A 26,709-nucleotide genomic window follows, 5' to 3' on the forward strand; every position below is an offset into this window, starting at 1 on the left:
GATATGGTATAAAAAAACGGGCTAAAGCCCGTTCTTATTGAATGTTTTCAATTGATATCTTATACTGTGGCTTCAAGAATGTCATAAATATTAGTGGATATTTGTGCAAAACATTTGTGAAGTTTGTGTTTAGAAATCTATTTAATTTCGAAATAAAAGCCCTGCTCTTCAAGCTCTTTATACTTTTCCTTATTGAAAGTAAAAAGTTTTCCGGGTCTGCCGCTGCCTTCTTTTTTAACGTTGTTGGTTTCGTTAAGCAGACCGTAGCTCATAATTTTCTTACGGAAGTTTCTTCTGTCGATTTCCTGTCCCACAATGGTTTTATAAAGATTTTCAAGATCAGAAAAGGGGAATTCTTCATTGAGAAGATTGAAGCCGATCGGCTGATACTGAATTTTTGTACGAAGTCTTTTTAAGGCAGTATCAATGATCGTTTTGTGGTCGAAAGCCAAAGAAGGGAGTTTATTAATACTGAACCATTGTGCATCTTCGGCATCAGAGTCTGCAAAAAGTTCATGATAAGACGGGTTCACAAGCCCAAGATAAGCTACAGAAACCACTCTGTTTCTTGGATCGCGCCCCAGATTACCAAAGGTGTACAGTTGTTCCAGAAAATCGGGTTTTATACCTGCCTCTTCATACAGTTCTCTTTTTACTGCATCATCTACACTCTCATCATCAAGAACAAGTCCTCCCGGTAGAGCCCATCCTCCCTTAAAAGGTTCAATATTTCTTTTAATCAGAAGAATCTGAAGGTCTTTTTTATCAAAATATCCGAAGATGACAGCATCTACAGCCACTTTTATATCCTGTAATTTTTTTGGAGACTCCATAAATTGATTTGCGTTATGAATACACAAAGTTACGATTTATGTGCAAAGTAAAAAAATAATCAGAGGTATAATAAAAGTTCCTATCTTTAAGTTATCATTCTAACCATCTTAAAACTAAACCATTATGAAAAATTTATTATCAATTCTTATCGCTGCTTTTTTATTAACAGCCTGTGAGAAAGGAAAAACAACAGCAGTCAATGGTTCCGATAAAGCAGACCCTGCTGCTTCAGAACCTGAATGGAAACCAGTAGATTCAGCAACAGCTATGAAAGCGTGGATGGAGTACTCTACTCCGGGAGAAATGCATAAGATGCTGGCAAAATCTGACGGAATCTGGACGGGAGAAACCACCATGTGGATGGAAAACGGAGGAAAACCTATGATGAGTAAATCTGAGACTATCAATAAAATGATGTATGGCGGACGCTACCAGATCAGTAATCATAAAGGCAACTTTATGGGAATGCCTTTCGAAGGAATGAGCATTGTGGGATATGACAACTCCAAAAAGAAATTTATCAGTACATGGATCGACAATATGGGAACCGGTATCATGCATGGTGAAGGGGAATGGAGTCCCTCTACAAAATCGGTTGAATTTAAAGGAAAAATGACGGATCCTTCAAGACCTGGGAAAGATTGTGATTTCAGAGAGGTTTTCACATTTGTAGATGACAACAATCAAAAACTGGAAATGTACGGCCCGGACTCCAAGACAGGAAAAGAGTACAAAACCATGGAAATAAAATACACCCGTAAGAAATAAATCAACAAAAAAAACCGCTCCATTATCAGAAGCGGTTTTTTATTTTTATAATGAATTAGTCATTTAGCTTTAATACAGCCATGAACGCTGATTGCGGTACTTCTACTCTACCAATCTGCTTCATTTTCTTCTTACCTTCTTTCTGCTTTTCCAATAGCTTACGCTTTCTGGAAATATCACCACCATAACATTTTGCAGTAACGTCTTTTCTTAAGGCTTTAATGGTTTCTCTTGCAATTACTTTCGTACCCAAGGCAGCCTGAACAGCAATATCAAACTGTTGTCTCGGGATCAGCTCACGAAGTTTTTCACACATTTTTTTACCAATGTGATAGGCATTACTGTCATGAATCAAAGATGAAAGGGCATCTACCATATCACCATTGATCAGTATGTCCATTTTTACAAGCTTGGACGCTCTGAATCCGATTGGATGATAATCAAATGAAGCATATCCTTTAGAGATTGATTTTAACCTGTCATAGAAATCAAATACTACCTCAGCAAGCGGCATATTGAACACCAATTCCACTCTTTCAGAAGTTAAATAGCTTTGGTTAACAATTTCTCCTCTTTTTTCAATACATAGAGTCATTACCGGCCCCACGAAATCAGATTTGGTAATGATAGAAGCCTTGATAAACGGTTCTTCCACTCTGTCCATAATAGACGGATCCATCATTTCCGAAGGGTTGTTGATCAGAATCGGAATTTCTGGTTCTTTTTTGGAATATCCAAAATAAGATACGTTCGGTACCGTAGTGATCACGTTCATATTAAACTCTCTGTCAAGACGTTCCTGTACAATTTCCATGTGAAGCATTCCCAGGAATCCGCAACGGAAACCGAAACCAAGAGCAGCAGAACTTTCCGGTTCGAAAACCAGAGAAGCATCATTCAGTCTTAATTTTTCAAGAGAGAATCTCAGCTCTTCAAAATCTTCAGAATCAATTGGGTAAATACCGGCAAATACCATTGGTTTTACTTCCTCAAATCCATCAATAGGAGCCGCTGCAGGTCTGTCAAAAGAAGTGATGGTATCTCCTACTTTTACTTCACGGGCATCTTTGATTCCCGACACCAGGTAGCCTACATCTCCACAATGGATTGTTTTCTTAGGAACCTGCTTAAGTTTTAACGTTCCTACCTCATCAGCCCCATATTCTTTGCCTGTAGCGAAGAATTTGATCTTTTCATTTTTAGTAATACTTCCGTTCACTACCTTGAAATACGCTTCAATACCTCTGAAAGGGTTATAAACAGAGTCGAAGATCAAGGCCTGAAGCGGACCGTCAGGATCTCCTTCCGGTGCAGGAATTCTCTCAACAATCTGTTCTAAAAGGTTATGAACACCTTCTCCTGTTTTTCCGGAAACTCTCAGTACATCTTCATAGTCGCACCCGATCAGATTCATAATCTCATCGGTTACTTCCTCAGGATTGGCAGACGGAAGGTCAATTTTATTCAGAATCGGAATGATTGTCAGATCATTTTCCAGTGCTAAATAAAGGTTACTGATGGTCTGTGCCTGGATACTCTGTGCAGCATCCACGATTAGAAGCGCTCCTTCACAGGCAGCAATAGATCGGGAAACTTCATAGGAAAAGTCAACGTGTCCCGGTGTATCGATAAGGTTTAAAATATATTTTTCTCCTTTATATTCATAATCCATCTGGATAGCGTGCGACTTAATCGTAATCCCACGTTCTTTTTCCAGATCCATATCATCAAGCGTCTGAGACTGTAATTCTCTTTGGGTAACTGTATTGGTATACTCCAACAGACGGTCTGCCAGGGTACTTTTACCGTGGTCGATATGGGCGATTATGCAAAAATTTCGTATGTTTTTCATTTAAGAATCTTGTAGTTTGCAAAGATAAAAAAAAGCGAGAGATTATTGTCTTTCATTATCTTATTGTATGAATTTATTTAATTTTTACTGCTGATTTTTTTATTTTTCAAATATATAACTCCCGGTTAAAGAATCAAGATACACATTGGATTCCATAGTAGATCTGAAACCGACTCCCTGAACTGTTCCAGCATTGGTATTGGATGAGGAATCAATTGCAGCACCGATTAAAGCTCCTACCAAACCTCCTGTAACTGCTCCAACGAATAAGCCTCCGGTTTGGGCTGAAGCAAAAAGATTGGTTCTGGAAGAATAAATATAAAAGCCTTTATTATCTTTCTTTATTTCATCAAAGCCCACAGGTGTCGTTTTATAAGCTATTCCATTTTCTACATAGCAATATACTTTAGAGAGCGAAGTCTCAAGGCCTTTATCTATTAACTGCACTACTTTTCCTTTCTTATTTTTTTTGAGGGAATACTCAGGATTTGGATTCTGGTTACGAAATTCCTGAAAGTTTGTGTAAATACCTTCCTTTAGAATAGGATTGTTAAATGCTTTATACTCCTTGTTTAAATACTCTTCATATCTGTTTATTTCATTTTCAGGAATATAATATCCGGGATTAATATTTGGATAATAAGACGCTTTTATAAACTGTGTAAATATTTCAGAAATCTGTCCAGCCAAAAATATAGAAGGATGTACTGTAATATTCGGGTTACAGACAATTACATTACTATATCTTCCGATAAAATAGTATTTATCATTTCTTTTAATAAAGCTGGAAAGTTTAATTCTCGCTTTTGCATAAGTAAATGTACGGTTATTATCCTGTTCTTCATAGACTTTAAGGTCTTCCAACATCAGGACAATATCATTATTTCCTATTGTTTTATTGTCTTCTCTGAATTTGTTTTCGATCAATCCCTGAAGATCATTAGTTGCAAATTTCAGTTCAACTATATCTTTTTTATCCGGAATACTTCCAATATTTTTATCTGATCTGTTATCAATAAAAGTAAGTGATTTTGTAAGTCCTTTTCTGTCTCTAAGATTATCATTAATCTTAATTATTTCAGTTTTTTGTGCGGACCATAGAGACGAAAGTAAAAAAAAGAAAAATAATTTTTTCATCTATAAATTTTCGGCAAAAATAGGAATTTGAAGCAAAATTAAACGGCTCTCACAGAAAAGATCTGTAAGAGCCGTCCAACATTAAAAAAATAAACTATTATGGGTTTTGTTTAGGTCCCGAAGCAGTGTTATTGTTTCCGTGAGGTTTTCTTTCTTCCATTTTATCCTTCATCATTTTTTCTGACTGAAACAGCTTCAGAACTTTCTGGCAGGGAATTACCTGCTGCATTTTATCTGCATATTTTTTTCTGTTATCCAAAAGCTTTTGTCCCACTTCAAAACTTTGCTGTAATTTGGCTTTAGCCTCTTCATCCGTTAAAGTTTCAGGATCAAAGTTTGAATTAAACTGACTTTTTATTTGTTTCTGGCTATCCAGATATTCGTTATACAATTGTGTAAATTCGGCTTTATCCTCCGGATCGACATTCAGATTATCCATGATCATATTGTTTCTGAATTTCTTCAGAAGCTCTTTCCTTTCTTCCGGGGAAAGATTGTTGATGACTTCCTTTCTTTGTTTGGGATCCATCTTTTTCCAGTCATAATCAGTTCTTTGGGCATTTAATCCAAAGCCGTAAATAATCAAAAACGTCAATAATATCTTTTTCATCTTCTTTTAATTATAAATATCCAAATAAACGTCCTGGGTCGAATTACTTGCTAATTCTGCAATTTCAGAATTAGAAAACGAATCCAGATAGTCATTCATTCGTGTTTCTTCTTTTTTATTTACAGTTTTCACCGGTTTGGGTGTCTCTGTTGCTTTTTCAGTTTTATTTACACTTTCAGAAGCGTATATATTGTTATTTTTTTGATTTTCAACTGTTTGATTATTATTTTCAACAGAAGTTAAATCAGATTTTAAAGTTTCATAAGCCAGCTCACTTTCTGTTTTGGGCTCTCCATTATTGGCAACATAGGCTGTTTTAGAATTCAGGGTCTGATCGGCAGAGTCATTATCTGAATTGAAAACATAAGTTGCTCCAAAGATCAAAGCCAGTGATGCCGCTGCTGCATACATCCAGTTCAGCTTAAAGACAGGCGCTTTTTTACTTGTCTTTATATCATTCATAACGTTCTCCTGAATATTTTCAAACAAATTTTCAGGAACTGTGTAAATGTTTTTACGTTCTAATTTTTCTATGTCGAACTCTTTCATCTTTGTAGGGTCAAAAATTATTTTTCGTAATTTTCTTTAATATAATCTTCTATTTTCTGTTTGGCATAATGATAATTTGTTTTCAGGGTCCCTACGGACATATCAACTATTTTTGATATTTCTTCATAGGGCAAATCATCATAATACCGCATCATAAATACCAGTTTCTGCTTTTCAGGCAGGCTCTGTATAGCGTTCTGCAGTAAAATCTGTATTTCTTCTGCATCTCCTTCTGTATTATCTGCTACAAGATTCTGCATGTGATACTCCGGATCTTCATCAGTCTTCTGCATTTTTTTCATTTTATTGACCTGCTGTAGTGCTTCATTGGTAGCAATTCTGTACAACCAGGTATACAGCTGGCTATCATTTTTGAACTGATGAAAATTCTGATAAGCTTTAATAAAAGTTTCCTGCAAAGTATCCTGTGCAAGATCTCCGTCCACAATAATTCTTCTTATGTGCCAGTACAATCTGCTTTGATAGGCATCCATCAAGGCACGGACTCCTTTATCCTGGGTCCGTGGATTCTGCATCAACGAAATAATTTCCGCGTCCTTAATCTTCATAAGATGCCTTCATTGTTTTGGATTACAAAAATAGCTGAAAGTTAAATTAAAAATCTAATTTTCAATTTAAATATTAAAAATATTATGAGACACTTACGCAATAAACGTGCCTATATTGAGCGACAGCATTTCTGAAGCCATCTGTCTTTTCCGGCTCAGCTTAAAATCTTATATTTGTTATATGCAAATTGTAATCATCGGTTCCGGAAATGTAGCCTATCATATGGCAAAAGCTTTCATTTTGAAAAGCATTCCTCTTGTTCAGATATTTGGCAGGAACGAAAAAGAATTAAGTAAGATTTCTGAGGAATTACACATTCCCTATTCTACTGATCGTTTGGAAAAGGCAGATCTTTATATCATCTGCGTGAGTGATAAATCTGTAGAGGAAGTCTCAAAAACTATTACCGAAAAAGACTGCCTGGTTGTTCATACTTCAGGATCTCTTCCTAAAGAAGTTCTTGCCGGCGATTATCGGAAAGCGAGCCTATACCCTTTACAGACCTTTTCAAAATCAAAAGAACTGGAATACGAAAAAATTCCGTTTTTTGTAGAAGCTGAAAATCAAGAAGATCAAAAAATGTTGTTTGACCTTGCTTTAAAGATTTCAGAAAAGGTAATGGAAAGTACTTATGAAAAAAGAAAATATATCCATCTTACAGCTGTTTTTGCCTGCAATTTTGTGAATCATCTTTTTTCAAGGGCTAAAGAAATTTCAGATGCTCAGGATATCCCGTTTGATTATTTCTTACCGCTGATTGATGAAACCGTTCAGAAAATCCATGAAATTGAACCTAAAGCAGCGCAGACAGGACCTGCTGTAAGAAATGATCTAAGGATCTTACAGCTGCATGAACAGTTGCTAAAAGATGAGAGTCTTGAAATTTATAAAACAATGAATCATTCTATTCAGAAAATGTATGAGCTATAAAGAGAAACTAAAAGATATTAAAGCATTTGTATTTGATGTTGACGGAGTTTTCACGGACGGAAGCGTCTATCTTCTTCCCGGAGGAAATATGTGCAGGGTAATGAATGTCCTGGACGGCTATGCTGTTGTAAAAGCATTAAAAAACAATTATCTGATCGGTGTTATTACAGGAGGAAATGATGAGATGGTAAAACACAGGATCAATTATCTTGGGATTCAGGACTATTATCCTAAGTCTCACAATAAAATAGATGATTTTGAAGATTTTAAGAAAAAATACAACCTTAAAAATGAAGAAATCCTGACCATGGGTGATGATCTTCCGGATATTCATATCATGGAGCGTTCAGCTATTGCCGCATGCCCTGAAAATGCAGTTCCTGAAGTAAAAGGAATTTCTGATTATATTTCCCCGAAAAAAGGAGGAACAGGTGCTGTGCGCGATGTGATAGAACAGGTGATGAAAGTTCAGGGAAACTGGCATGATGATAATACACAATCCGTATAATTACAGGCATGAAATTACTTTTAGCATCACAATCCCCAAGAAGAAAAGAACTTCTTTCCAGCCTTGGTTTTAAATTTGAAGTTGTAAAAATAGACTGTGAAGAAATTCTGCCGGAAAATATCAAAATAGAAGATGCCGCGGCTTATCTTTCTGATCTAAAAGCGGAAGCTTTCAGGAGTCTGGAAGCAGATGAAGTTCTGCTGACTGCTGATACAGTAGTAGCTGTTGACCATCAGATTCTGGGAAAACCTAAAGATGAAGCGGATGCCTTTAAAATGCTTCAGAGCCTTTCGGGAAGAACGCATCAGGTGTATACCGGAATTACTATCAAAACAGCCAATAAATCTTTTACAGAAACAGATGTAGCAGATGTCACTCTGGATCAACTTACTGATGAAGAAATAAATTATTACATTCAAAATTATAAGCCTTTTGACAAAGCAGGAAGCTACGGTATCCAGGAATGGCTGGGAATGGCAAAGATTAGAAGCCTCACAGGAAGTTTCTACACCATTATGGGACTTCCCACCCATCTTGTTTACAAAATATTAAAAGAAACCGCTCTGATTTAAAAAAATTATTGAGGTTCTGACATCCATTTAAGAAGAAATAAAATATTTCCTTCGGAAATATAAATATTATTCATTATAAAATTTTATTATTTTTACAAAATCATCAAACTGCTGATAATAAAAAGCAGATTAGCGAGTTATATTGAATAATGAAAAAGAATATATTATTCCTTTTGGTAATATGCCTTGTCGCTTCCTGTGCTACCAAAACAAAAAAGCCGGAGCAGCGTTCAAAGCTATTGAAAGGATTTTCAACATATTACAACACTCTTTTTAATGCCAAAGACGCATTAAACAGTGAGTTTACGACCCGGGATAAGGGCCATAAAGACAACTTTTATGCGCCTTATATTCCTATTCTGACTTATGAAGAACAGCCTTTAGGAAGTGACCTCGGACAGTCTGAGGCTTTTGCAGAGAACTCTATGAAAATGGCTGAAGTAGCTAACAGACCTTCAGGAAGGAGTAATTCCGGAGTACCGAATATACCTGGCGGACCTTCAGGGAATGCCCCGGCAAGACCGGATGGAGAACAGGCAAAAGGAGCAACCACCCTTGAAATTGCAGAGGCTAAAGCTTTAAAAGCTATTAATAAATATTCTGTAACCAGGAACGGTGAAGAGAAAAATAAACAGATCTTTGACGCCTATATGATCCTGGCTCAGGCGAGAATTTATCGTGGTAAATCTCTGGAGGCACTGGACGCACTTAATTATGTTTTCACTCATATGAAAGATGATAAGAGGATTGCTTTGGCAAGAATTTATCAGGGACTGGCTTATGATAAAATCAAGGATTATCACAGAGCGCATGAAACTTTTGCAAAACTGAAAGGAGAAGATATTAATAAAAGCTATGCAAAACTGCTCAGTATCTACTATGCTGAATCTTTGCTGGATGCGGGAAAAAAAGAAGAAGCCGCTAAAGAGCTTGATGACGCTTTTGAGCTGAACAGCAACAGGAAACTGAAAAGCAGAATCGCTTATCTGAGAGGTCAGGTTTTGGAAAATCTGGGGCAGAATGATAAAGCAAGGGAAAGCTATACTGCAGCATACAAATATGCCAATGATTTTGAATTCGAAGTAAAATCACAGATTGCTATTGCTAAAACTTTTAACGGTAAAGGAGATTATGCAGGCGCTAAAAATTATCTGGAGGGAATCAGCAAGAAAGGAACTTATGGTTCCAGAAAAAATGAATTTTACTATGCTTTAGGTTTAATGGCCAACAAGGCAGGAAAAAAAGAGGAGGCTCAGCAGTTCTTCAGAAAATCATTGTTTGAAAAGGTATCCGACCCTCAAATCCGTGGGCTGGCTTATTATGAAATAGGAAAAAGCTACCTGGAAAAAAATGATTATATCGGAGCCGGAAGCTATTATGATTCTGCACTTGCTGTAATGACTTATGAACCTTCAAAGATCCTGTTAAAAGATCAATCCGAGTATATTAAAAAGATTTCCAGAAACTACTATCTCATCAAGAAGAATGACAGTATTCTTTCTCTTGCCAAGATGAATGATGCCCAGAAAACAGATTATTTCACGAAATATATTGCAAAATTAAAGGCCAAGGAGGAGAAAGAAGAACTGGAAAGAAGACGTGCAGAAAGAAATAAAGGATTTGATACCGGGGACTATAGTGCCAACTCTGTTTTTGCCAACGGTTCTTCTAATTCCTTTGAAGACTTTGGGGTCACTACTAAAGGATTCTACTTCAGTAATACCGGAACAGTAAGCAAAGGAGCCTCTACATTTAAACAGATCTGGGGAGACCGTGCACTTGCGGATAACTGGCGTTTTTCCAAGAAAATGGCTTCTATAGAAGATATGAAAAATGAAGCGCTTGGAGTGACTTCTGCTCCTAATCCGAGACGTTTTGAACCGGCTTATTATATTGAACAGATTCCTACGGATCAGGGTAAATTATCCCAATTGAAAAAGGACAGAGATACTGCCTCACTAGGCCTGGGTATTATGTATCAGAATTACTTTACCAATACTCCCCTGGCTACCAAAACGCTGTATGAGCTTGTAGATGTAAAGCCTGAAGAAAAGGTAATGCTGCAGGCATTGTATGAGATTTTTGCCATGAATTATCAAAAAAATCCACAGGCTTCTGAAAGAGCAAAACAAATTCTGTTATCAGATTATCCTTATACTTCCTATGCTGAATTTGCCAGAAATCCTAAAAACAAATCATTTGTAAAATCAACTGAGGAAGTTGAAAACGAGTATAAAAAAGCATATGCCCTTTTTGAATCGGAAAAATTTGCAGAAAGTAAAGATCTCATAGACCAGGCCCTTCAAAAATATCCAAAGGATGCACTGGTTCCGAAACTGTATCTGCTCAATGCTTTCAATGCAGGAAAATCCAGCGGAAAGGAAGTAATGATTCTTCAGCTTGAACAGATTGCCCTGAATTATTCTAAAACCCCCGAAGGAATAAGGGCTAAGGAAATGCTGAATTACCTGAAAAGTGATCTCAGCTTTCAGGCGACCGATAATAAAGGAAATGCAATTCCCCAACAACCTGGAGGAGCTCCTGTTCAGCCTAATACACAAAATACAGGAAGCCCGCCAATGAATAACGGGAAAGTACAGCAGCAGGAAAACATAGCCACACAAACCCTGAACGTAGATCCGGGTTTGCAGCAGGGTAATCCCGCCCAGCAGAAAAAAAATGACAAATCCGGCGGAAATAAGCCCGCATCAAAAGCGCCGCCAAGACCTCAATAAAAATAATAAAAGCAACTCAAATTGAGTTGCTTTTTTACTTTATAATACGGTTATTATCTTTCTTTTATAAAATATCAATTACGAAGGCTTTTTCTTTACCCCGTGGAAATCTTTAAGATAAAAAGGTTCAAAATAAGCCATATCTTCAAATTCCTGATTTTGTATTTTTTTCATCGTTTTACTGATAAGATATTGGGCAGACGGATAAACGTCATCTTTAAAAACAGCACCAGGAAGATTGAGTATATCTTTTGCTTTCTTCGCTCCGTCTCCTACAAACAGCACTTTTTTATCTTTAAATTCTTCAAAAGAAGCTTCATCCAGAATTTTGGCTTCGGTCTCCGATAATTCCTGGCCTGTTTTCCCATCATAAACGGCCGTATAAACTTCCATTCTCCTCGCATCAACTAAAGGAATTACCAGGTCATAGTTATCTCCTAAAAAAGGCTCTATCATGCTTTCAAGAGAATTTACTGCGATCAGCGGAACTCTGAGCCCATAGCAGAAGCCTTTTGCAGAAGCCGCGCCTATTCTTAACCCCGTATATGATCCTGGACCTTTTCCTAAAGAAATGGCTTCAATATCCTTCAGAGAAATTCCCGCTCCCTCCATTGCCCATTCTACATAAGTATGGAGACTTTCAGACTGTTTGTAATTTTCAGAAACTTCTTCACACAGACACAGCAGCTTCTCATTGTCCGATACCGCTACTGAACAGTTCTTTGAAGATGTTTCCAGATATAGAATTTTCATTTTTTGATTTTAAGGTAAACGCAATATTGCAAAAGACAAAATTGATTTTAATATTCTGCAAATTTACTCCATTATTTTGGACTATTTTCTATAAATCGTTCTTGGTTCCGCCTGAGCACTTGGATAGATAGTCATTTCTGAAACGGTAACGTGCTTTGGTGCATTTACACAATAGGCAATAGCATCAGCGATGTCTTCAGCTTTCAGAGCTTCATACCCTGCATACACGGTAGAAGCCTTCTCGCTGTCCCCTTTGAATCTTACTAAAGAGAAATCTGTTTCTACAGCTCCCGGCTGAATGTTGGTTACTTTGATTCCAAATTCTGTAAGCTCTAATCTCATCCCCTCAGAAATAACATCTACTGCTTTCTTCGTTGCACAGTACACTACTCCATTTGCGTAAGTCTGTCTTGCCGCAACAGAACTGATATTTACAATATGACCTAAATTTTTAGTTTTCATAGTTGGAATAATCATTTTCGAAACATAGAGTAATCCCTTTACATTTCCGTCGATCATAGAATTCCAGTCATCTGTTTTTCCTGCCGAAAGAGGATCTAATCCATGTGCATTCCCAGCATTATTGATCAGAACATCAATGTCTTTCCAGTTCTCAGGAAGAGAATTGATAGCTGTTTCCACTTCTTCAAGATTGCTGACGTCAAACTTTAAACTAAATATTTCGGTATAATGAGAAAGTCCTGTCTTCACTGTCTCGAGTACCTCACTTCTTCTTCCACAGATAATAATTCTGTTTCCTTGTTTTGCAAGAAGTTCCGCAGTGGCTTTTCCTATACCTGAAGTTGCTCCGGTAATGAATATTGTCTTCATAAGTTTATTTTTAATCTAACGATGTATCAAAATATAACCGGTGTGTCATTCACTCTTATATTATTACATCGTGTATTTAATCAATTAGTATTTCAATTGGCATCAAATGCCTGAAATGCATCCATTATATGATCAATTGCCAAGTTTTTGTTTTTATCAGGAAGAACGGAAATAATATCAAATCTTACTTCATTATCCCTATTAAATTCTTCCAAATAGTGATTGGCTGCAGAAACAATTGATTTTATTTTTGTTTTGGTCACAGCTTCGTGAGGAAGCATAAATGCATTTGTAGATCTTGCTTTCACTTCCACAATGATAATCAGATCATCTTTTTCAGCAATGATATCAATCTCTGCTTTCTGAAAACGGAAATTTCTGACCAGAATTTTATAGCCATATTTCTTAAGATGGTCAGCAGCAAGATTTTCTGCTATTTTTCCAAAATCGTTATGGTCAGCCATATTAGTATTTAGAAATTAAGAAATAGAGTAGTAGTATGATTATTTTAAAACTCTACCTTTACTTTAGTATCAATCTTTACTTTAACTTCACTTCCGATAATCAATGGGCGGTTGTCTTTAATGTGTCCGTTCGGGAAAGCAAATACCACAGGAAATTTATATCTTGAGATTCTGTCAGAGATCAGCTTGTAAGCAAACTCATCAAAGCTTTCTTCGTAGCTTTTGTTTTCTTTTTCATCTCCCATATTGGTCATACCTCCTACAATGAGTCCTTTGATTTTCTTGAAAACTCCCGCCAGCTCCAGGCTCATGATCATCCGATCCAGGGCATAGAAGTTTTCTCCGATATCTTCGATGAAAAGAATTTTGTCCTTAAAGTCGAAAGAATATTGGGTTCCTAAAAGGGCATAAATAAGGGCTAAATTACCTCCGATCAGTTCTCCTTTAATATACCCTTCTTTATTCAACGGATGGGATTTTAAGCTGTATTTTGGCATTTTTCCCTTCAGGATGTCAAAAATCAGATCATAACTTTCACCTGTGACTCCAAAACTAGATGTTTTGATGGTCTGCCCATGTATAGAAACAAAACCTTTTTTCAGCAGATAACTTTGTATAACGGTGTTATCAGAATACCCGATATACCATTTCGGATTTTCTGTAAAGTCCTTCATTTTCAGATGCTGTATCAGGTGCTGGCATCCATAGCCTCCTCTGGAGGCCCACACGGCTTTTATTTCTTTATCATTTAAAGCCCAGTTAATATCTTTAATTCTTTCCTTTTCTGTTCCGGCATAATTGTATCCGTTTGAAAATTTAGTGTAAAGATGTTCCCCCGGAACGGGTTCAAAACCTCTGCTTTTAATCATTTCTATTCCCTTTTCCAATTGAGAGGCATCTACCGCTCCGGCAGGGGAAATAACAGCTATTTTGTCTCCCTTTTTAAGAGACTTCGGAAAGATCATTTTTTTCATTTTGTTTTTTGATATTTTACTTCTTTTTTTTCGGCTTCCTCCAGCTGTCTGTCAAACTGATTGAACTTTTTGAAACTCTGCAGGAAAATAAAGAAGCTGAAGATGATAAGAATACAGCCAACCACTCTTCTGATCTGGTTGGCCAGTTTTTGTGTCAATTTATCATGAAACTGCTTGGCAAGGAATATCTTGGCAAGATCTATAGAAAGGTAAGTGGCCAGAACGATCCCGATGTATAAAATAAAACTGCTGGTGTCCGGATATTGATTCCTTACGGAAATTACCGTTACCAGCCAGAAAAGGATGACCCCAACATTGAGAAGATTAAAGAAAAAACCATTGAAAAATGTCTTGATATAATTTTGGCCAATGATCTTTTCCTCTCCAGGCATATGCATCTTGGTCTTGGTAACCAACATCACGATCCCATAGATAAAAATAAGAATGGAAGTGATTCTGTAAAAACCGGGATGCTTATCTATTAATGTTACAATGTCTGTACTGGCATAATATGCTGCCACAATGCATAATAAATCTGCTGTGATAACACCAAGGTCCAGTGATAGGGCATGTCTGGGGCCTCTGGAAAAGCTGGTTTCAATTAACAGGAAAAATATAGGTCCTATAAAAACCAGGCTCAGCATAAATCCTAATATGATGGCAGATAGTACAAGTTCAAACATTAAGTAGTATTTTAAAATGAAAAAAATTCATTTCGTTTAATACAAAGTTATACTTTATGATTTAATTATTCAATAAACTTGTGATTTATCAAATGGATTTTAATCAGACTTTAATGTAAAAATTTCAAGAAATAGGAGAGGGAGGCATATTAGAAAACTCTAAATCTGAAAAAACAAAAGGCTGATCGTTATTGAACAATCAGCCTTTTTATTTATAGACTTTGAAAACATCATTTACTTCACAATCTGGAAATCCAGCTGCTTCTGAATCAGATTGGCTTTCACCACTTTAATCTGAACTTCGTCTCCCAACTGGTATTTATTACCATGTCTCACTCCATATACAGCATGTGTTTTGGCGTCAAACATGTACGAATCATCAACAAGATCTCTCAGTTTGATCAGACCTTCCGCTCCGTTTTCCGGGATTTCAACCCAGAATCCGAATTCTGCCACGCCGGAAATCACACCTTTGAAAGTTTCTCCCAAATGTTTTTCCATGAATTTTACCTGCATGTATTTGATAGAATCCCTTTCCGCATCTGCGGCCAGTCTTTCCATGGCACTGCAGTGTTTTGCCTTTTCTTCAAGCTCACCTCTGTTTGGAGATTTTCCACCATCCAGATAATGCTGAAGAAGACGATGGGCCAATAAATCTGGATAACGACGGATAGGAGAGGTGAAGTGGCTGTAGTATTCAAATCCTAATCCGTAGTGCCCGATAGGTTCTGTAGAGTATACCGCTTTACTCATACTTCTCATGGCCAGTGTTTCGATCATATTTTCTTCACCTTTACCTTTTACATCATGAAGAAGCTTATTCAGAGATTCAGCCACTTTTTTGGTATTGGCAAGATTCATTTTATATCCGAAAGTAGCTACAAAGTCTCTCAGAGATTCCAGTTTTGCAGGATCCGGATCGTCGTGAACCCTATAAATAAATGTATTATTGGTGATTTCACCTTTCCTTGTCAGCGATACGAATTCCGAAACTTTTTTGTTAGCTAAAAGCATGAATTCTTCGATCAGGTGATTGGAATCTTTACTTATTTTAAAATAAACCCCAACCGGTTCATTATTTTCATCCAGGTTAAATCTTACTTCACTTCTGTCGAAAGTAATAGCCCCTTTTCTGATACGTTCATTACGCATGATTTTTGCCAGCTTATCAAGCGTATTGATTTCTTCTGCAAGGTCTCCCTTTCCGGTTTCTATACGTTCCTGAGCCTCTTCATAGGTAAATCTTCTGTCTGAGTGGATCACTGTTCTTCCAAACCACTGTTTCTGAATTTCCGCCTGATCATTCAGTTCAAAGACTGCTGAAAAAGTATATTTATCTTCGTTTGGACGCAGGGAACAGACATCGTTGCTCAATACTTCGGGAAGCATCGGTACCACCCTGTCAACAAGATATACCGAAGTAGCTCTCTGATACGCTTCATCATCAAGAATAGTTCCGGGAACCACATAATGAGATACATCTGCAATATGCACCCCGATTTCCCAGTTTCCGTTTTCCAGTTTTCTTATGGATAAGGCATCATCAAAATCCTTGGCATCTTTAGGGTCAATTGTAAAAGTACATATTTTACGCATATCCCAACGCTTCGCCACCTCTTCGTCAGTAATGCTTCTGTCGATTTTATCTGCATCAGCTTCTACTTCCTGTGGAAACTCGTACGGTAAACCATATTCTGCAAGGATAGAGTGGATTTCAGTTTCATGCTCACCCGGAGCACCCAGTACCTGGATAATTTCACCTTCAGGATTTTTATCCCCCGGTTTCCACTCTGTCATTTTTACGATCACCTTATCTCCGTCTTCCGCATTATTGAATTTGGTCTTCGGAATAAAAATATCCGTATTGATTGATTTCTTATCACAAACAACAAACCCAAAATCTTTGTGGGCTACCTTTTGAAATGTCCCTACAAATTCTGTTCTGTTACGTTCCAAAACTTCCAGAACTGAGCCTTCCAGTTTCTTTCCTTTATAATGATAAGTTATAATAAGAACCTTATCACCTTGCAGTGCATCCTTTACATTTTTGGCATGAATGAAGATATCGTCTTCCATTCCTTCCACACTTACGTAAGCATTTCCGCTTTGGTTAAAGTCGATTACTCCGGTTAATGTTCCTGCTATTTTCAGGTTGACAATATATTTTCCACGCTCCACTTCTTTGATTTTTTCAGAAGCCTGAAGCTTATGTAACGCCTGAATTACAAGTTCCCTTTGTCTTGGATTTTTGTAATCTATTCCGTCAGCGATCTGCTTATAATTATAAATTTTTGATGAATTAGCATTCATAAAACGGAGGATCAGTCTTCCGATCTCCATCAGTTTTAAATCATTTTTATGACTTATATATTTTCTTTTTTTTGGCATGTTAATTTTCTTTTTTAATTGTTTTGGTCTTAATACAAGTAAAACCTTTTTCTAAATCTTCCTTATCCATTCCTTTATAAGGTTATTCAATTTCATCAATAGATTCATTCCGTATCAACTCAGAAGTCATCTTTCAGTTTGCTTACAACGGGAGCTTTAGTTTTGTATAAATTTAATACAATTCTGGAGAAGAAAAGAGAAAAACCTTTTATTAAATATGTTTCAAATATAAGAAAGGCTTTGGAGAATAATAGAGTATAATTTCTATTGGACACTGCAAATGTACGAATAAAAAATAAATAAGGCTTGTAATGAGATTTACAAGCCTTATTCTATTTTAGCAAACTGCGATTTTGTCAACTCTGTTCTGGTGTCTTCCTCCTTCGAAATCGGTTGAAAGAAATTTATCTGCTATTTCAATCGCCAGTTCTTTTGATATAAATCTTGCCGGTATTGAAATCATGTTGGCATCATTATGCTGTCTTGCCAGTGTTGCAATCTCCGGCATCCAGCACAATGCACATCTTATTTTCTGATGTTTGTTGGCCGTGATCTGAACTCCGTTTCCGCTTCCACAGAACAAAATTCCCAGCTCATTTTCTCCGTTTTCCACAGAAGCTGCAGCAGGGTGTACAAAGTCCGGATAATCCACACTCTCTGTGGAAAACGTGCCAAAATCCTGAACTTCAAACCTTTCTGAAAGATAGTTTTTAACAATCTCCTTATATTCATAGCCTGCATGGTCCGCTGCGATAGCAATTTTTCTTTTCATAATACTCTTATTAAGCTTTATTAGATTCTATTTCATGACAAAGGTAAGAATAATAACAATTCGTGTTAGTAAAGCGGGAGTTAATTGTGAAAAGCAATGTGAATAACTGTGGAAAACTTTTCTCAACTTTCTATTTTTAAAGATCAATTTATTTCGTAATAGAAAAGCTTTCAGCAATTTTTTACCACAACTTTCCAGATGTTTTCTTCAGCTATCCCCAGATTTTTCCATAACAAAATAACTAATAATCTGTTCTATTCAAAGTTATCAACATTTGTTAATAAGTGTGTGAAATAGCGGGTTTACAAGGATTTATATTGTGAGTTAAATATGAATTCAATAAAAGTTGAATGTTATCAATTTTTACCTTAAAACTTATCCCCGAAACTAACAATACATAACAACAACTACATTATTCTTTTTTTTAAGAAAGAAGAAATTGTTGATTAGTGGATGATTGGGTTCGGGGAAAGTTTTTGAAAACTTTTATTTTAATCAATCTGTTGAAAAAGTTTAAAACCTTACATTTGTGAAACAAAAATTGAATGAAATTTATGAAATTGTTCCTGCCGGATTTGCTGAAAATGAAAACAGATTGGGTATGGCGGTTTCACAGGACTTAGAAAAAATAAATCTATTTATGAAAACAATCAATGATTTTAATTTTAAAGATAAGAAGGCACTGGTAAGAGTGGACTTCAATGTTCCTCAGGACGACCAGCTGAAGGTGACAGACAACACAAGAATTGTTGCTGTGAAACCTACAGTAGAGAAAATCCTTAATGATGGCGGTTCTGTCATTTTGATCACACACCTTGGAAGACCTAAGGGAGAGGTTAAAGATGAATTTTCACTTAAACATATTGTTGGCGAAGTTTCTCATGTTTTAGGACAGGAGGTAAAGTTTGTTGATGAATGTATAGGAGAGAAAGCAGAGCAGGCTGCTGCTGAATTAAAACCTGGTGAGATCTTATTATTGGAAAATGTACGTTTTCATAATGAAGAAGAGAAAGGAGATGCTGCGTTTGCAGAAAAGCTTTCCAAGCTTGGAGATGCTTATGTGAATGATGCATTTGGAACGGCACACAGAGCTCATGCTTCTACGGCAGCCATTGCTCAATATTTTCCATCAACTAAATATTTCGGTTTGTTAATGGCTAAAGAACTTGAAGCTATTGATAAAGTATTAAAAAGTGGTGAGAGACCTGTTACCGCTATTCTGGGAGGGTCTAAAGTTTCAACTAAAATTACCATTATAGAAAATATTCTTCCTGCAGTTGACAATCTGATTATTGGAGGAGGTATGGCATTTACCTTTATTAAGGCTCTTGGTGGAAAAATCGGTAATTCTCTTGTTGAGGAGGATAAGCTTCCTTTAGCTCTTGAAATTTTAGGAAAAGCTAAAGAGCATAAGGTGAAAGTTTACCTTCCTTCTGATACTATCATTGCAGAAAGCTTCAGTAATGATGCGGAAAGAAAAGAAGCTGATATCTATGCTATCCCTGAAGGATGGATGGGACTTGATGCCGGTCATAAGTCGAGAGATCAGTTCAACGATGTATTGTTAAATTCAAGAACTATTCTTTGGAATGGTCCGATTGGAGTTTTTGAAATGTCAAACTTTGCCGGTGGTACCGTAGCGTTAGGCGATAGTATCGCAGAAGCAACAAGACTTGGTGCCTTCTCTTTAGTTGGGGGTGGTGACAGTGTTGCTTTTGTTAAGCAATTCGGATATGCTGATCAGGTAAGTTATGTTTCTACCGGAGGTGGAGCAATGCTTGAAAGTCTTGAAGGACTTGAGTTGCCAGGGGTAGCTGCTATCAACAATTAAGAGAAAAATAAGTAATATTTTAAAGCCTGCTAATATAATTAGCAGGCTTTTTTTCTTTTTGAATTTACTAGAATATTCTGTATTGATCTGCATCCTCAAAGAAATTTAGATATAACTTATAGTTATGTGTTTTCGTGTTGAATTCTCTTTCAGTTACTTAAGTTTTTCAAAAATCTCTATTTAGAATCTGCCCTTAAATTTGTACGTTATTTAAGATTTTATTTTAGCTTTTTATTGTGAATTTTTGATAGAATTGATTCTTTTTTCAGCGCTGAGATTTTGAATTTATTGTAAGTTCTGGTGATCTTTTCCAGATAATTTTGGAGTATGTTTTATAGAAAATCTGGGTTTATATTTGAATTAATTCATACAAAATATTCTATATAAGTCGAAGTATTTTTCCCTAATTTCTTTTTTTTAAGCATAATCTTAAATTTTATGTTTTTATTTTTTGTTTCTGAAATTTTATCTTTCTGGAGAGATTTTATGGCTATTTTTCTTTTTTAAAATTCGGCTTAAAGGTTTTATTTTATTTCATATATGTGTGAATACGATTTATTTTGTTGAATATCAATAAATAAGCTAATTTTTTGTTTTTTTATTTTTGTTTGTTTTACTCATTAAATACCATTGAATGAATAAGTTATGAATTTTTAGATACATTTTTATATATTTTCCGTTTAAACTTAGAATTGATTTGATGATTAAAATTTTTTTGTTTTCTAAGTGCTATATTTTTAGATCAGTATTTAAATCTTTTTTACTTCGTCAATTTTCATTTGCTGTCAAATTCTTTTGTATTTAAAAACTTGATAAATATTATTTTGAGAATTATAATTTGAGGGCATTTCAAATTTTTTATAAATATTTAAAGATGGAGTAGGGGAGTCTTAATTTTTTTCATTCACTTAATTTCTGTGAAATTATTTAGAATAAACAGACCATTTAAATTTTTTTGATTTGAATATCTATATAGTTTCTGATCAACTTATTTTTTTCTATGAAAGTGTTAAAAATCGGTCTTCAGAAATAGTTTAAAAATCGAAGTTCTATATTTTTTTAAATGTTTATCTCTCTGTTCGTTTTGAGTTGAAATTATACCTGTTTTTGAAAGAATTGGCTCTCTGAAACCAATTTTTTATGTTTTTATACATACTGATAGATATAGATGTATAAAATGATTTTTTAAATTAAAGTAATGCTTAAGAGAATAGCTCTGAAAATAATTAATCGTTCAATTTGTAAAATGGAGTAGGAGAGATATTTCTTAAATAAAGGAAGAGAATATTTTGACTTAAATATTTTCTTTATATTATTAAAGTCAGGTTTGATATAAAAAGTAAAACTCAGGATATTTCCTGAGTTTTTTATTTTTAAAGATAAAAACGTTAAAAATCGACCTTCAGAAATGGCTCTAAAATCGATTTTCTATCTTTTTTCGATAATATATATCAAACTTGAAAATTCAGCCGAAAATAAAGCCTTTACGTTAGAAATCGTTCCGTAAACAACAGCTTTTAGCCAAAATAAAGGTGATTTTTTGTATTTTTCGCTCAACATAGAAATGTAGTATGAGTCAAGGACCAATGGTTTGATCTTTCTCATTTTCCAGTCCCGGTTTTTAGAAATTAAATTTTCCATACCATTTTTTGAAAAGTGATAGATGTGCCTTGGTACATCATAAGCCGCCCAATATTCTTTATAATGTTTTGCATCATATGAAGTAGGATTGGGAACGGCAATAACAAGCAATCCTTTTTCTTTTAATTTTGTATGGAAGATCTTCAGCATCTCATCCTGATTTTCAATATGCTCAAATACATGCCAAAGTGTAATGGCATCCAGGCTGTGTTCTTCAATCTTATGAATGTCATCTATAATTGAAGCTTTTGTTATTTTCCCCAGTGCTGCTTTTCTTGCATCTGCATCCGGTTCAAAGCCGAAAGTTTCAAAATCATTCTCTATATATTTTACAAACTCTCCGGCACCGCATCCATAATCAAGTACTTTTGATCCCTTTTTGATTCTGTCTACCAGTATATTTTTTTTGTATTGCAGATTGAAAGACTGAAGGAATTTATACAGTTTTTCTTTCAGACTTCCGGAATCCTGATGATGAGAAATGTAATCTTCGCTTTCATAATATCTGGAAATATCAGATGGGATAGGGGAGGTCTTGAAAACTCCTTTAGTTTCCGTTTCCTGAATTTCAAATATTTCCTGAGAAAGAAAATGATCTTTTATTTTCATTGAAGTAAATATCTTTTTAATATAAAAATTAAGGTATTCTAAACTAGCTTATAAATACCTTAATTTTTTACTTTTATTTTTAATGTTCCACGTGAAACATTCTTTTTAACGTCCCAGATATACTAATAAAACGTTGATATCGGCAGGTGAAACCCCACTTATTCTTCCTGCTTGGGCAATAGTTTTAGGACGTACATTAGACATCTTCTGCTTTGCTTCTGCCGAAAGGCTGGAAAGTTTTGTATAATCGAAATCTTCAGGAATTTTGATGTTTTCCAGACGGTTTAGCTTGGCTACGTTCTCTTTTTCTTTTTCGATATATCCTTTATATTTGATATTAATCTCTGCCTGTTCTCTTACTTCATCATTATATTGGGTAGAGACTTCTTTAATAAAATCAATCTCATCCAGTTTTTCTAATGTCATATTAGGTCTGGTAAGAATCTGTGCTGCTCTGTATGCCTGATCTACCGGACTGCTTTCAATAGATTCAAGGATTGGGTTGATAATGCCTGGTTTTAAAGAAGTTTCCCGAAGGAATTCTTCAAGTGATTGGCTTTCAGATACTTTTGTTTCTACTCGTCTTAATCTGTCTTCTTTTGCTAATCCTAATTGAAAGGCTTTTTCTGTCAGTCGGATATCTGCATTGTCCTGTCTTAGAAGAAGTCTGTATTCTGCTCGGGAAGTAAACATTCTGTAAGGTTCTTCAGTCCCTTTGGTAATCAAGTCATCAATTAATACTCCGATATAGGCTTCATCTCTGTTTAGAATGAATTCTCCTTTTTCGTGTACTTTATTGTGGGCATTGATCCCTGCAATTAACCCTTGTCCTGCTGCTTCTTCATATCCCGTTGTTCCATTGATCTGGCCGGCGAAATATAAATTATCAATTATTTTTGTTTCAAGTGTATGCTTTAATTGGGTAGGGGGGAAGTAATCATATTCAATGGCATAGCCCGGACGGAATACTTTTACGTTTTCAAATCCCGGTATATGTTTCATTGCTTTAATCTGTACATCCTCTGGCAGAGAAGAACTGAACCCGTTTACATAGATTTCAACAGTTTTCCATCCTTCCGGTTCTACGAAAAGCTGATGTCTGTTTCTTTCAGCAAAACGATTGATCTTATCTTCAATACTTGGACAGTATCTTGGGCCTAAGCTTTGAATTGTACCATTGAACATAGGGCTTCTGTCAAAGCCCTCTCTTAAAATATCGTGTACCGTTTCATTGGTATATACGATATGACAGCTTAATTGTTTTGTAAGTTTTGGTGTATCAAGATAGCTGAACTTTTGTGGATTTTCATCTCCTTTCTGTTCTTCCATTTTTGAATAATCCAAACTTCTTCCATCTACTCTTGGTGGAGTACCGGTTTTCATTCTTCCTGCTTCGAAACCTAAAGTGACCAATTGTTCTGTAATTCCAAATGCTCTCGGTTCACCCATTCTTCCTCCGCCTAATTGTTTATCTCCAACGTGAATTAATCCATTAAGGAAAGTTCCGTTAGTAAGAACTACAGATCTTCCTTTGATCTCAATTCCTAAAGAAGTAACAACGCCGGTTACTTTATTATTTTCAACAATCAGTTGTTTCACCATATCCTGAAAGAAATCAAGATTGGGGGTATTCTCTAATGCCAATCGCCATTCTTCAGCAAAAAGCATTCTGTCATTTTGGGTTCTCGGAGACCACATCGCAGGACCTTTTGAAAGATTGAGCATTTTGAATTGGATAGCAGATTTGTCTGCTACAATTCCGGAGTATCCTCCCATTGCGTCAATCTCTCTTACGATCTGTCCTTTTGCGATTCCGCCCATTGCCGGGTTGCAGCTCATCTGTCCGATGGTCTGCATATTCATTGTGATCAGTAATGTTTTTGAACCGAGGTTGGCCGCCGCTGCCGCCGCTTCACAACCTGCATGTCCTGCACCTACTACGATCACATCATATATTTCTGAAATCATTTTATATCGCTTGTTTTAAGCTTTAAATCTTATCTTTATAACCAATGTTTCACGTGAAACATTTTTGGAGAATACACTCTAGATAAATGTATATTATTGCTAGAATTGAGTACTTTAGATATGAGACTTTAAGTGATTGTTCAATTTTAAAACTTTAAATCTCTGTATTTATCCAGGTACAGATCTTCCATTCTCCTCATCTCTTTTTCTTCCTCTTCCGTCTTGTCTTTATAGCCTGCGAGATGTAAAATTCCGTGGGCTAAAACCCTTCTCAATTCTTCTTCATAATCTCGGGAAAGGGTAGAGGCGTTATCAGAAATGCGCTGCAAAGATACGAAAATCTCAGCGCTTATTGTCTTTCCTTTGACATAATCAAAAGTGATGATATCTGTATAATAATCATGCTGCAAATAATCCTGATTGATCTTAAGAAGATATTCGTCATCACAGAAAATGTAATTGATTTCTCCTAGTTTTTTTCCTTCTGAAAGAATAAGATCTTCCAGCCATTTTTTGTAATCTGTACTTACCGATTCTGGCAAGTTTTCATAAAAGAACTGTATCATTTTTTTAAAACCAGTGTCCTAAAATAACACTGAATATACCTTTTTGGTTATTTTTAAGTGAGTGGCTGAAGTTTACTTTTATCTGCCCGAAAGGAGATTTGTAACCTGCCGTTATTCCCAGTGAACTATAATTTACTTTAACTGCATCTTCAAACTTGATATCGTTTGACAGGTTGGCAAAGCTGAAGTTTCCACTGATAAAATAGTTTTTATTGAATTTAAACTGGATATCGTTGGATGCCAGTATTACATTATTGGTATAGAGCTGGGCAAAATAGAATCCCCCGAAGCTTTTGAAATTAATAAGGTTCTGTTCAAAAATTCCGCCCAATCGATATTGGTAGTAGGGTGGAAGGTTTTCACCAATTGTAACTCCTCCAAAAATATTAAGACGGTAAGTAAATTGTTTACCAAGCGGTATATTGACCTTTAGATCTGCTTTTATCTGAACAATCCTTTTATCTACTTCAGATTTTAAAAGATCTATTACTTTTCCTTCTGCAGCAAAATATACCCCTTTTGTCGGAAATTCTTTATCATCTTGTGTATCGGTTTTAATAAAGATGTAAGGGTTCAGAAAACGGCTGTAACGTCTGTTGTCTCCATTGGTGTTTTCTGCTTTAAAATAGTCGTGGCTAATACCACCTCCAATAGCGAATTTATCCTTCCATATGGACTGTATATAGGCTTCATTTCTTAACCATTCCCATCGGTCAACTACATAATTATCTACATTCTTCAAATCAAAGCTCATTCCTGATGAATAAATACCAAATCCCGGGATATAGCCGTTATCGATAAAATAATTCAGATAATATCTCAGGCGGTCTCCAACAACAACATCCAGGGAGAGATTTGAATTTTTGAATAAAAGTCGTTTGGCAGAATAATTTAAAAGAAGCCCGGTTTTGAAAACTTCATCATAATGCAACCCGAATTTTAGAAAGTGTCGCGCATCATCTTCAGTGACATAAAGCTTCAGATAGTTGGCATCATTCTGCTGAACGATATCATAGTTAATAAAACGGTAGTTATTCGTAGCAACCAGCTTATCGATCATTTTATTGATGCTTCCATAAGTCTGCAGAGAGGGGAGACGCAGCCCCATTTTTCCCAGTGTATAGTTCTTACCGTAGATTTTGCTTCCTTCAATAGAAATGCTGTCTATCTTATATACATTGGAGTATATCGGGTTTATTTGTTGTCTGAGACGTTCAAAAGGTCGCTTTGGCAGCTGATCCAGTATCTGAGAGTATTTCAGGCCTTCCACGTAGCCACTGTCCAGAATTTTCTTTTTATCATCATAGCTTGTAGCAGACATTCCTTTAAGATTGGGTTTGATATTGATGTCTGTATATTTATACTGCCTTCTGGTATCTCTTTTTATTCCAAAATCAATAACCTGGTTCAGGATGGCTATAATATTGTTTAAATCCTCTCTTTTTGAAAGATCCTGGTTAAGGTCCACTCCGATGACGATATCGATTCCTTTGTCTTTTAATGGCTTTGAAGGATAGTTTACCGTCATAGCCCCATCAATATAAATACTGTCACCAATTTTTACCGGATCCATTAAAGAAGGAAAAGCAGAACTCGCCATGATTGACTGTACGAGATCTCCCTTTTCAAAAATCTGCATATTGCCACTTTCAAGATTGGTAGCAACACATAAAAAGGGAATAGGCATTTTGGAAAAATCTTCTATATTGGAAACATTTTTAAAAAGCTCTTTTAGCAGATAAACATTTCTCTGGCCGGTGCTTATAGAAGAGGGCAGGTTGATTTTACCGTTTTTTAGTGGAATGGATAAAAGATATTTGTCTACGGACTTGTTGAAAAAACTTGCTTCCTGACGTGACTTTGGATCCATAATCAGTGAATAGAAGTCTGTGTCCATGACTATTTTTTCTATTTCTTTTCCTGAATAACCGGCAGCATACAGTCCGCCAACGATGGCTCCCATACTGGTTCCTGAAATATAATCTACTTTCACTCCCAATGAATCCAATACTTTAAGAACTCCGACATGTGAAAAACCTTTAGCTCCACCGCCGGCAAGCGACAGACCTATCTTTGCGTTTTTCGGAATCACCAGATCTTTTTTTACCTGAGAATGGATCAATAACAGTGGGAATATGAAAAGTAGAATCAGGAGTTTTTTCAT

The 26,709-nt window shown here is 35.9% G+C and carries 23 protein-coding genes; 6 read left to right on the forward strand and 17 right to left on the reverse strand.

Translation table 11 applies throughout. The features are described 5' to 3' along the window. Window positions 1–137: 137 nt before the first annotated feature. A complete protein-coding gene (locus tag AC3FI7_RS16160) occupies window positions 138–833 on the reverse strand; it encodes an NUDIX hydrolase (protein WP_142723596.1) in 696 nt (231 codons plus the stop codon). A gap of 124 nt (window positions 834–957) precedes the next feature. On the opposite strand from AC3FI7_RS16160, the gene AC3FI7_RS16165 reads away from it, so the two are divergent. Continuing rightward, window positions 958–1,602, forward strand: a complete 645-nt coding sequence (locus AC3FI7_RS16165; protein ID WP_491460505.1) for a DUF1579 domain-containing protein — start codon at window positions 958–960, stop codon at window positions 1,600–1,602. Window positions 1,603–1,657: 55 nt separating this feature from the next. Here the strand turns inward: AC3FI7_RS16165 and lepA are convergent, their stop codons facing one another. The 5 genes from lepA to AC3FI7_RS16190 form a co-directional block, all read right to left on the reverse strand. Next, window positions 1,658–3,454 (reverse strand): translation elongation factor 4, encoded by a 1,797-nt coding sequence (lepA, locus tag AC3FI7_RS16170; protein ID WP_142723594.1) that lies wholly within the window; start codon window positions 3,452–3,454, stop codon window positions 1,658–1,660. Between the two features lie 99 nt (window positions 3,455–3,553). Next, entirely contained in the window at window positions 3,554–4,591 is a 1,038-nt protein-coding gene (locus AC3FI7_RS16175) for a hypothetical protein (RefSeq protein ID WP_491460506.1), read from the reverse strand. Window positions 4,592–4,688: 97 nt separating this feature from the next. Next, window positions 4,689–5,201 (reverse strand): hypothetical protein, encoded by a 513-nt coding sequence (locus AC3FI7_RS16180; protein WP_142723592.1) that lies wholly within the window; start codon window positions 5,199–5,201, stop codon window positions 4,689–4,691. Between the two features lie 6 nt (window positions 5,202–5,207). Then, window positions 5,208–5,750 (reverse strand): hypothetical protein, encoded by a 543-nt coding sequence (locus tag AC3FI7_RS16185; protein WP_142723591.1) that lies wholly within the window; start codon window positions 5,748–5,750, stop codon window positions 5,208–5,210. A 17-nt stretch (window positions 5,751–5,767) separates the two neighbouring features. Further along, window positions 5,768–6,319, reverse strand: a complete 552-nt coding sequence (locus AC3FI7_RS16190) for an RNA polymerase sigma factor (protein WP_034694015.1) — start codon at window positions 6,317–6,319, stop codon at window positions 5,768–5,770. A 181-nt stretch (window positions 6,320–6,500) separates the two neighbouring features. Here AC3FI7_RS16190 and AC3FI7_RS16195 point away from each other — a divergent pair, with 181 nt between their 5' ends. The 4 genes from AC3FI7_RS16195 (at window position 6,501) to porW (ending at window position 11,065) form a co-directional block, all read left to right on the forward strand. Beyond that, entirely contained in the window at window positions 6,501–7,250 is a 750-nt protein-coding gene (locus AC3FI7_RS16195) for a Rossmann-like and DUF2520 domain-containing protein (RefSeq protein WP_343660593.1), read from the forward strand. Continuing rightward, on the forward strand, window positions 7,240–7,758 hold the full coding sequence (locus AC3FI7_RS16200) for a KdsC family phosphatase (protein WP_142723589.1): 519 nt from the start codon (window positions 7,240–7,242) through the stop codon (window positions 7,756–7,758). Before AC3FI7_RS16195 ends, AC3FI7_RS16200 begins: the two co-directional genes overlap by 11 nt. A gap of 8 nt (window positions 7,759–7,766) precedes the next feature. Continuing rightward, a complete protein-coding gene (locus tag AC3FI7_RS16205; RefSeq protein WP_491460507.1) occupies window positions 7,767–8,330 on the forward strand; it encodes a Maf family protein in 564 nt (187 codons plus the stop codon). Window positions 8,331–8,479: 149 nt separating this feature from the next. Further along, window positions 8,480–11,065: a type IX secretion system periplasmic lipoprotein PorW/SprE gene (porW, locus tag AC3FI7_RS16210; protein ID WP_491460508.1), complete on the forward strand. Its 2,586-nt coding sequence runs from the start codon at window positions 8,480–8,482 to the stop codon at window positions 11,063–11,065. Between the two features lie 78 nt (window positions 11,066–11,143). Here the strand turns inward: porW and tsaB are convergent, their stop codons facing one another. From tsaB to rpiB, 7 genes are all read right to left on the reverse strand, one after another. Then, window positions 11,144–11,818, reverse strand: coding sequence for a tRNA (adenosine(37)-N6)-threonylcarbamoyltransferase complex dimerization subunit type 1 TsaB (tsaB, locus tag AC3FI7_RS16215; RefSeq protein WP_343660586.1), 675 nt, complete (start codon window positions 11,816–11,818; stop codon window positions 11,144–11,146). An 81-nt stretch (window positions 11,819–11,899) separates the two neighbouring features. After that, a complete protein-coding gene (locus tag AC3FI7_RS16220; RefSeq protein WP_491460509.1) occupies window positions 11,900–12,649 on the reverse strand; it encodes an SDR family NAD(P)-dependent oxidoreductase in 750 nt (249 codons plus the stop codon). A gap of 92 nt (window positions 12,650–12,741) precedes the next feature. After that, on the reverse strand, window positions 12,742–13,113 hold the full coding sequence (locus AC3FI7_RS16225) for a YraN family protein (RefSeq protein WP_343660583.1): 372 nt from the start codon (window positions 13,111–13,113) through the stop codon (window positions 12,742–12,744). A 44-nt stretch (window positions 13,114–13,157) separates the two neighbouring features. Beyond that, window positions 13,158–14,087 (reverse strand): S66 peptidase family protein, encoded by a 930-nt coding sequence (locus AC3FI7_RS16230; protein ID WP_343660582.1) that lies wholly within the window; start codon window positions 14,085–14,087, stop codon window positions 13,158–13,160. Further along, a complete protein-coding gene (locus tag AC3FI7_RS16235; RefSeq protein WP_142723583.1) occupies window positions 14,084–14,770 on the reverse strand; it encodes a LysE family translocator in 687 nt (228 codons plus the stop codon). Before AC3FI7_RS16235 ends, AC3FI7_RS16230 begins: the two co-directional genes overlap by 4 nt. A 234-nt stretch (window positions 14,771–15,004) precedes the next feature. After that, window positions 15,005–17,158: a ribonuclease R gene (gene rnr, locus AC3FI7_RS16240; RefSeq protein WP_491460510.1), complete on the reverse strand. Its 2,154-nt coding sequence runs from the start codon at window positions 17,156–17,158 to the stop codon at window positions 15,005–15,007. Window positions 17,159–17,495: 337 nt separating this feature from the next. Then, window positions 17,496–17,930: a ribose 5-phosphate isomerase B gene (gene rpiB / locus AC3FI7_RS16245; RefSeq protein WP_142723581.1), complete on the reverse strand. Its 435-nt coding sequence runs from the start codon at window positions 17,928–17,930 to the stop codon at window positions 17,496–17,498. Window positions 17,931–18,570: 640 nt separating this feature from the next. Here rpiB and AC3FI7_RS16250 point away from each other — a divergent pair. Next, on the forward strand, window positions 18,571–19,761 hold the full coding sequence (locus AC3FI7_RS16250; protein ID WP_491462100.1) for a phosphoglycerate kinase: 1,191 nt from the start codon (window positions 18,571–18,573) through the stop codon (window positions 19,759–19,761). A 1,428-nt stretch (window positions 19,762–21,189) separates the two neighbouring features. Here AC3FI7_RS16250 and AC3FI7_RS16255 read toward each other — a convergent pair. The 4 genes from AC3FI7_RS16255 to AC3FI7_RS16270 all read right to left on the reverse strand — a co-directional run bounded on the left by AC3FI7_RS16255 (window position 21,190) and on the right by AC3FI7_RS16270 (window position 26,709). After that, complete coding sequence (locus AC3FI7_RS16255) at window positions 21,190–22,011, reverse strand: class I SAM-dependent methyltransferase (protein WP_142723580.1); 822 nt, start codon at window positions 22,009–22,011, stop codon at window positions 21,190–21,192. Between the two features lie 105 nt (window positions 22,012–22,116). Continuing rightward, window positions 22,117–23,979, reverse strand: a complete 1,863-nt coding sequence (mnmG, locus tag AC3FI7_RS16260; RefSeq protein WP_142723579.1) for a tRNA uridine-5-carboxymethylaminomethyl(34) synthesis enzyme MnmG — start codon at window positions 23,977–23,979, stop codon at window positions 22,117–22,119. A 146-nt stretch (window positions 23,980–24,125) separates the two neighbouring features. Beyond that, a complete protein-coding gene (gene ybeY, locus AC3FI7_RS16265; protein WP_034694045.1) occupies window positions 24,126–24,545 on the reverse strand; it encodes an rRNA maturation RNase YbeY in 420 nt (139 codons plus the stop codon). A 4-nt stretch (window positions 24,546–24,549) separates the two neighbouring features. Then, window positions 24,550–26,709, reverse strand: a complete 2,160-nt coding sequence (locus AC3FI7_RS16270; protein WP_142723578.1) for a patatin-like phospholipase family protein — start codon at window positions 26,707–26,709, stop codon at window positions 24,550–24,552.

Source organism: Chryseobacterium sp. TQ-BC-N36, from assembly GCF_058382295.1.

Coding starts and splice junctions, on each gene's coding strand:
- AC3FI7_RS16160 (WP_142723596.1), bottom strand. CDS start 833: ATGGAGTCTCCAAAAAAATTACAGGATATAAAAGTGGCTGTAGATGCT.
- AC3FI7_RS16165 (WP_491460505.1), top strand. CDS start 958: ATGAAAAATTTATTATCAATTCTTATCGCTGCTTTTTTATTAACAGCC.
- lepA (WP_142723594.1), bottom strand. CDS start 3,454: ATGAAAAACATACGAAATTTTTGCATAATCGCCCATATCGACCACGGT.
- AC3FI7_RS16175 (WP_491460506.1), bottom strand. CDS start 4,591: ATGAAAAAATTATTTTTCTTTTTTTTACTTTCGTCTCTATGGTCCGCA.
- AC3FI7_RS16180 (WP_142723592.1), bottom strand. CDS start 5,201: ATGAAAAAGATATTATTGACGTTTTTGATTATTTACGGCTTTGGATTA.
- AC3FI7_RS16185 (WP_142723591.1), bottom strand. CDS start 5,750: ATGAAAGAGTTCGACATAGAAAAATTAGAACGTAAAAACATTTACACA.
- AC3FI7_RS16190 (WP_034694015.1), bottom strand. CDS start 6,319: ATGAAGATTAAGGACGCGGAAATTATTTCGTTGATGCAGAATCCACGG.
- AC3FI7_RS16195 (WP_343660593.1), top strand. CDS start 6,501: ATGCAAATTGTAATCATCGGTTCCGGAAATGTAGCCTATCATATGGCA.
- AC3FI7_RS16200 (WP_142723589.1), top strand. CDS start 7,240: ATGAGCTATAAAGAGAAACTAAAAGATATTAAAGCATTTGTATTTGAT.
- AC3FI7_RS16205 (WP_491460507.1), top strand. CDS start 7,767: ATGAAATTACTTTTAGCATCACAATCCCCAAGAAGAAAAGAACTTCTT.
- porW (WP_491460508.1), top strand. CDS start 8,480: ATGAAAAAGAATATATTATTCCTTTTGGTAATATGCCTTGTCGCTTCC.
- tsaB (WP_343660586.1), bottom strand. CDS start 11,818: ATGAAAATTCTATATCTGGAAACATCTTCAAAGAACTGTTCAGTAGCG.
- AC3FI7_RS16220 (WP_491460509.1), bottom strand. CDS start 12,649: ATGAAGACAATATTCATTACCGGAGCAACTTCAGGTATAGGAAAAGCC.
- AC3FI7_RS16225 (WP_343660583.1), bottom strand. CDS start 13,113: ATGGCTGACCATAACGATTTTGGAAAAATAGCAGAAAATCTTGCTGCT.
- AC3FI7_RS16230 (WP_343660582.1), bottom strand. CDS start 14,087: ATGAAAAAAATGATCTTTCCGAAGTCTCTTAAAAAGGGAGACAAAATA.
- AC3FI7_RS16235 (WP_142723583.1), bottom strand. CDS start 14,770: ATGTTTGAACTTGTACTATCTGCCATCATATTAGGATTTATGCTGAGC.
- rnr (WP_491460510.1), bottom strand. CDS start 17,158: ATGCCAAAAAAAAGAAAATATATAAGTCATAAAAATGATTTAAAACTG.
- rpiB (WP_142723581.1), bottom strand. CDS start 17,930: ATGAAAAGAAAAATTGCTATCGCAGCGGACCATGCAGGCTATGAATAT.
- AC3FI7_RS16250 (WP_491462100.1), top strand. CDS start 18,571: ATGAAAACAATCAATGATTTTAATTTTAAAGATAAGAAGGCACTGGTA.
- AC3FI7_RS16255 (WP_142723580.1), bottom strand. CDS start 22,011: ATGAAAATAAAAGATCATTTTCTTTCTCAGGAAATATTTGAAATTCAG.
- mnmG (WP_142723579.1), bottom strand. CDS start 23,979: ATGATTTCAGAAATATATGATGTGATCGTAGTAGGTGCAGGACATGCA.
- ybeY (WP_034694045.1), bottom strand. CDS start 24,545: ATGATACAGTTCTTTTATGAAAACTTGCCAGAATCGGTAAGTACAGAT.
- AC3FI7_RS16270 (WP_142723578.1), bottom strand. CDS start 26,709: ATGAAAAAACTCCTGATTCTACTTTTCATATTCCCACTGTTATTGATC.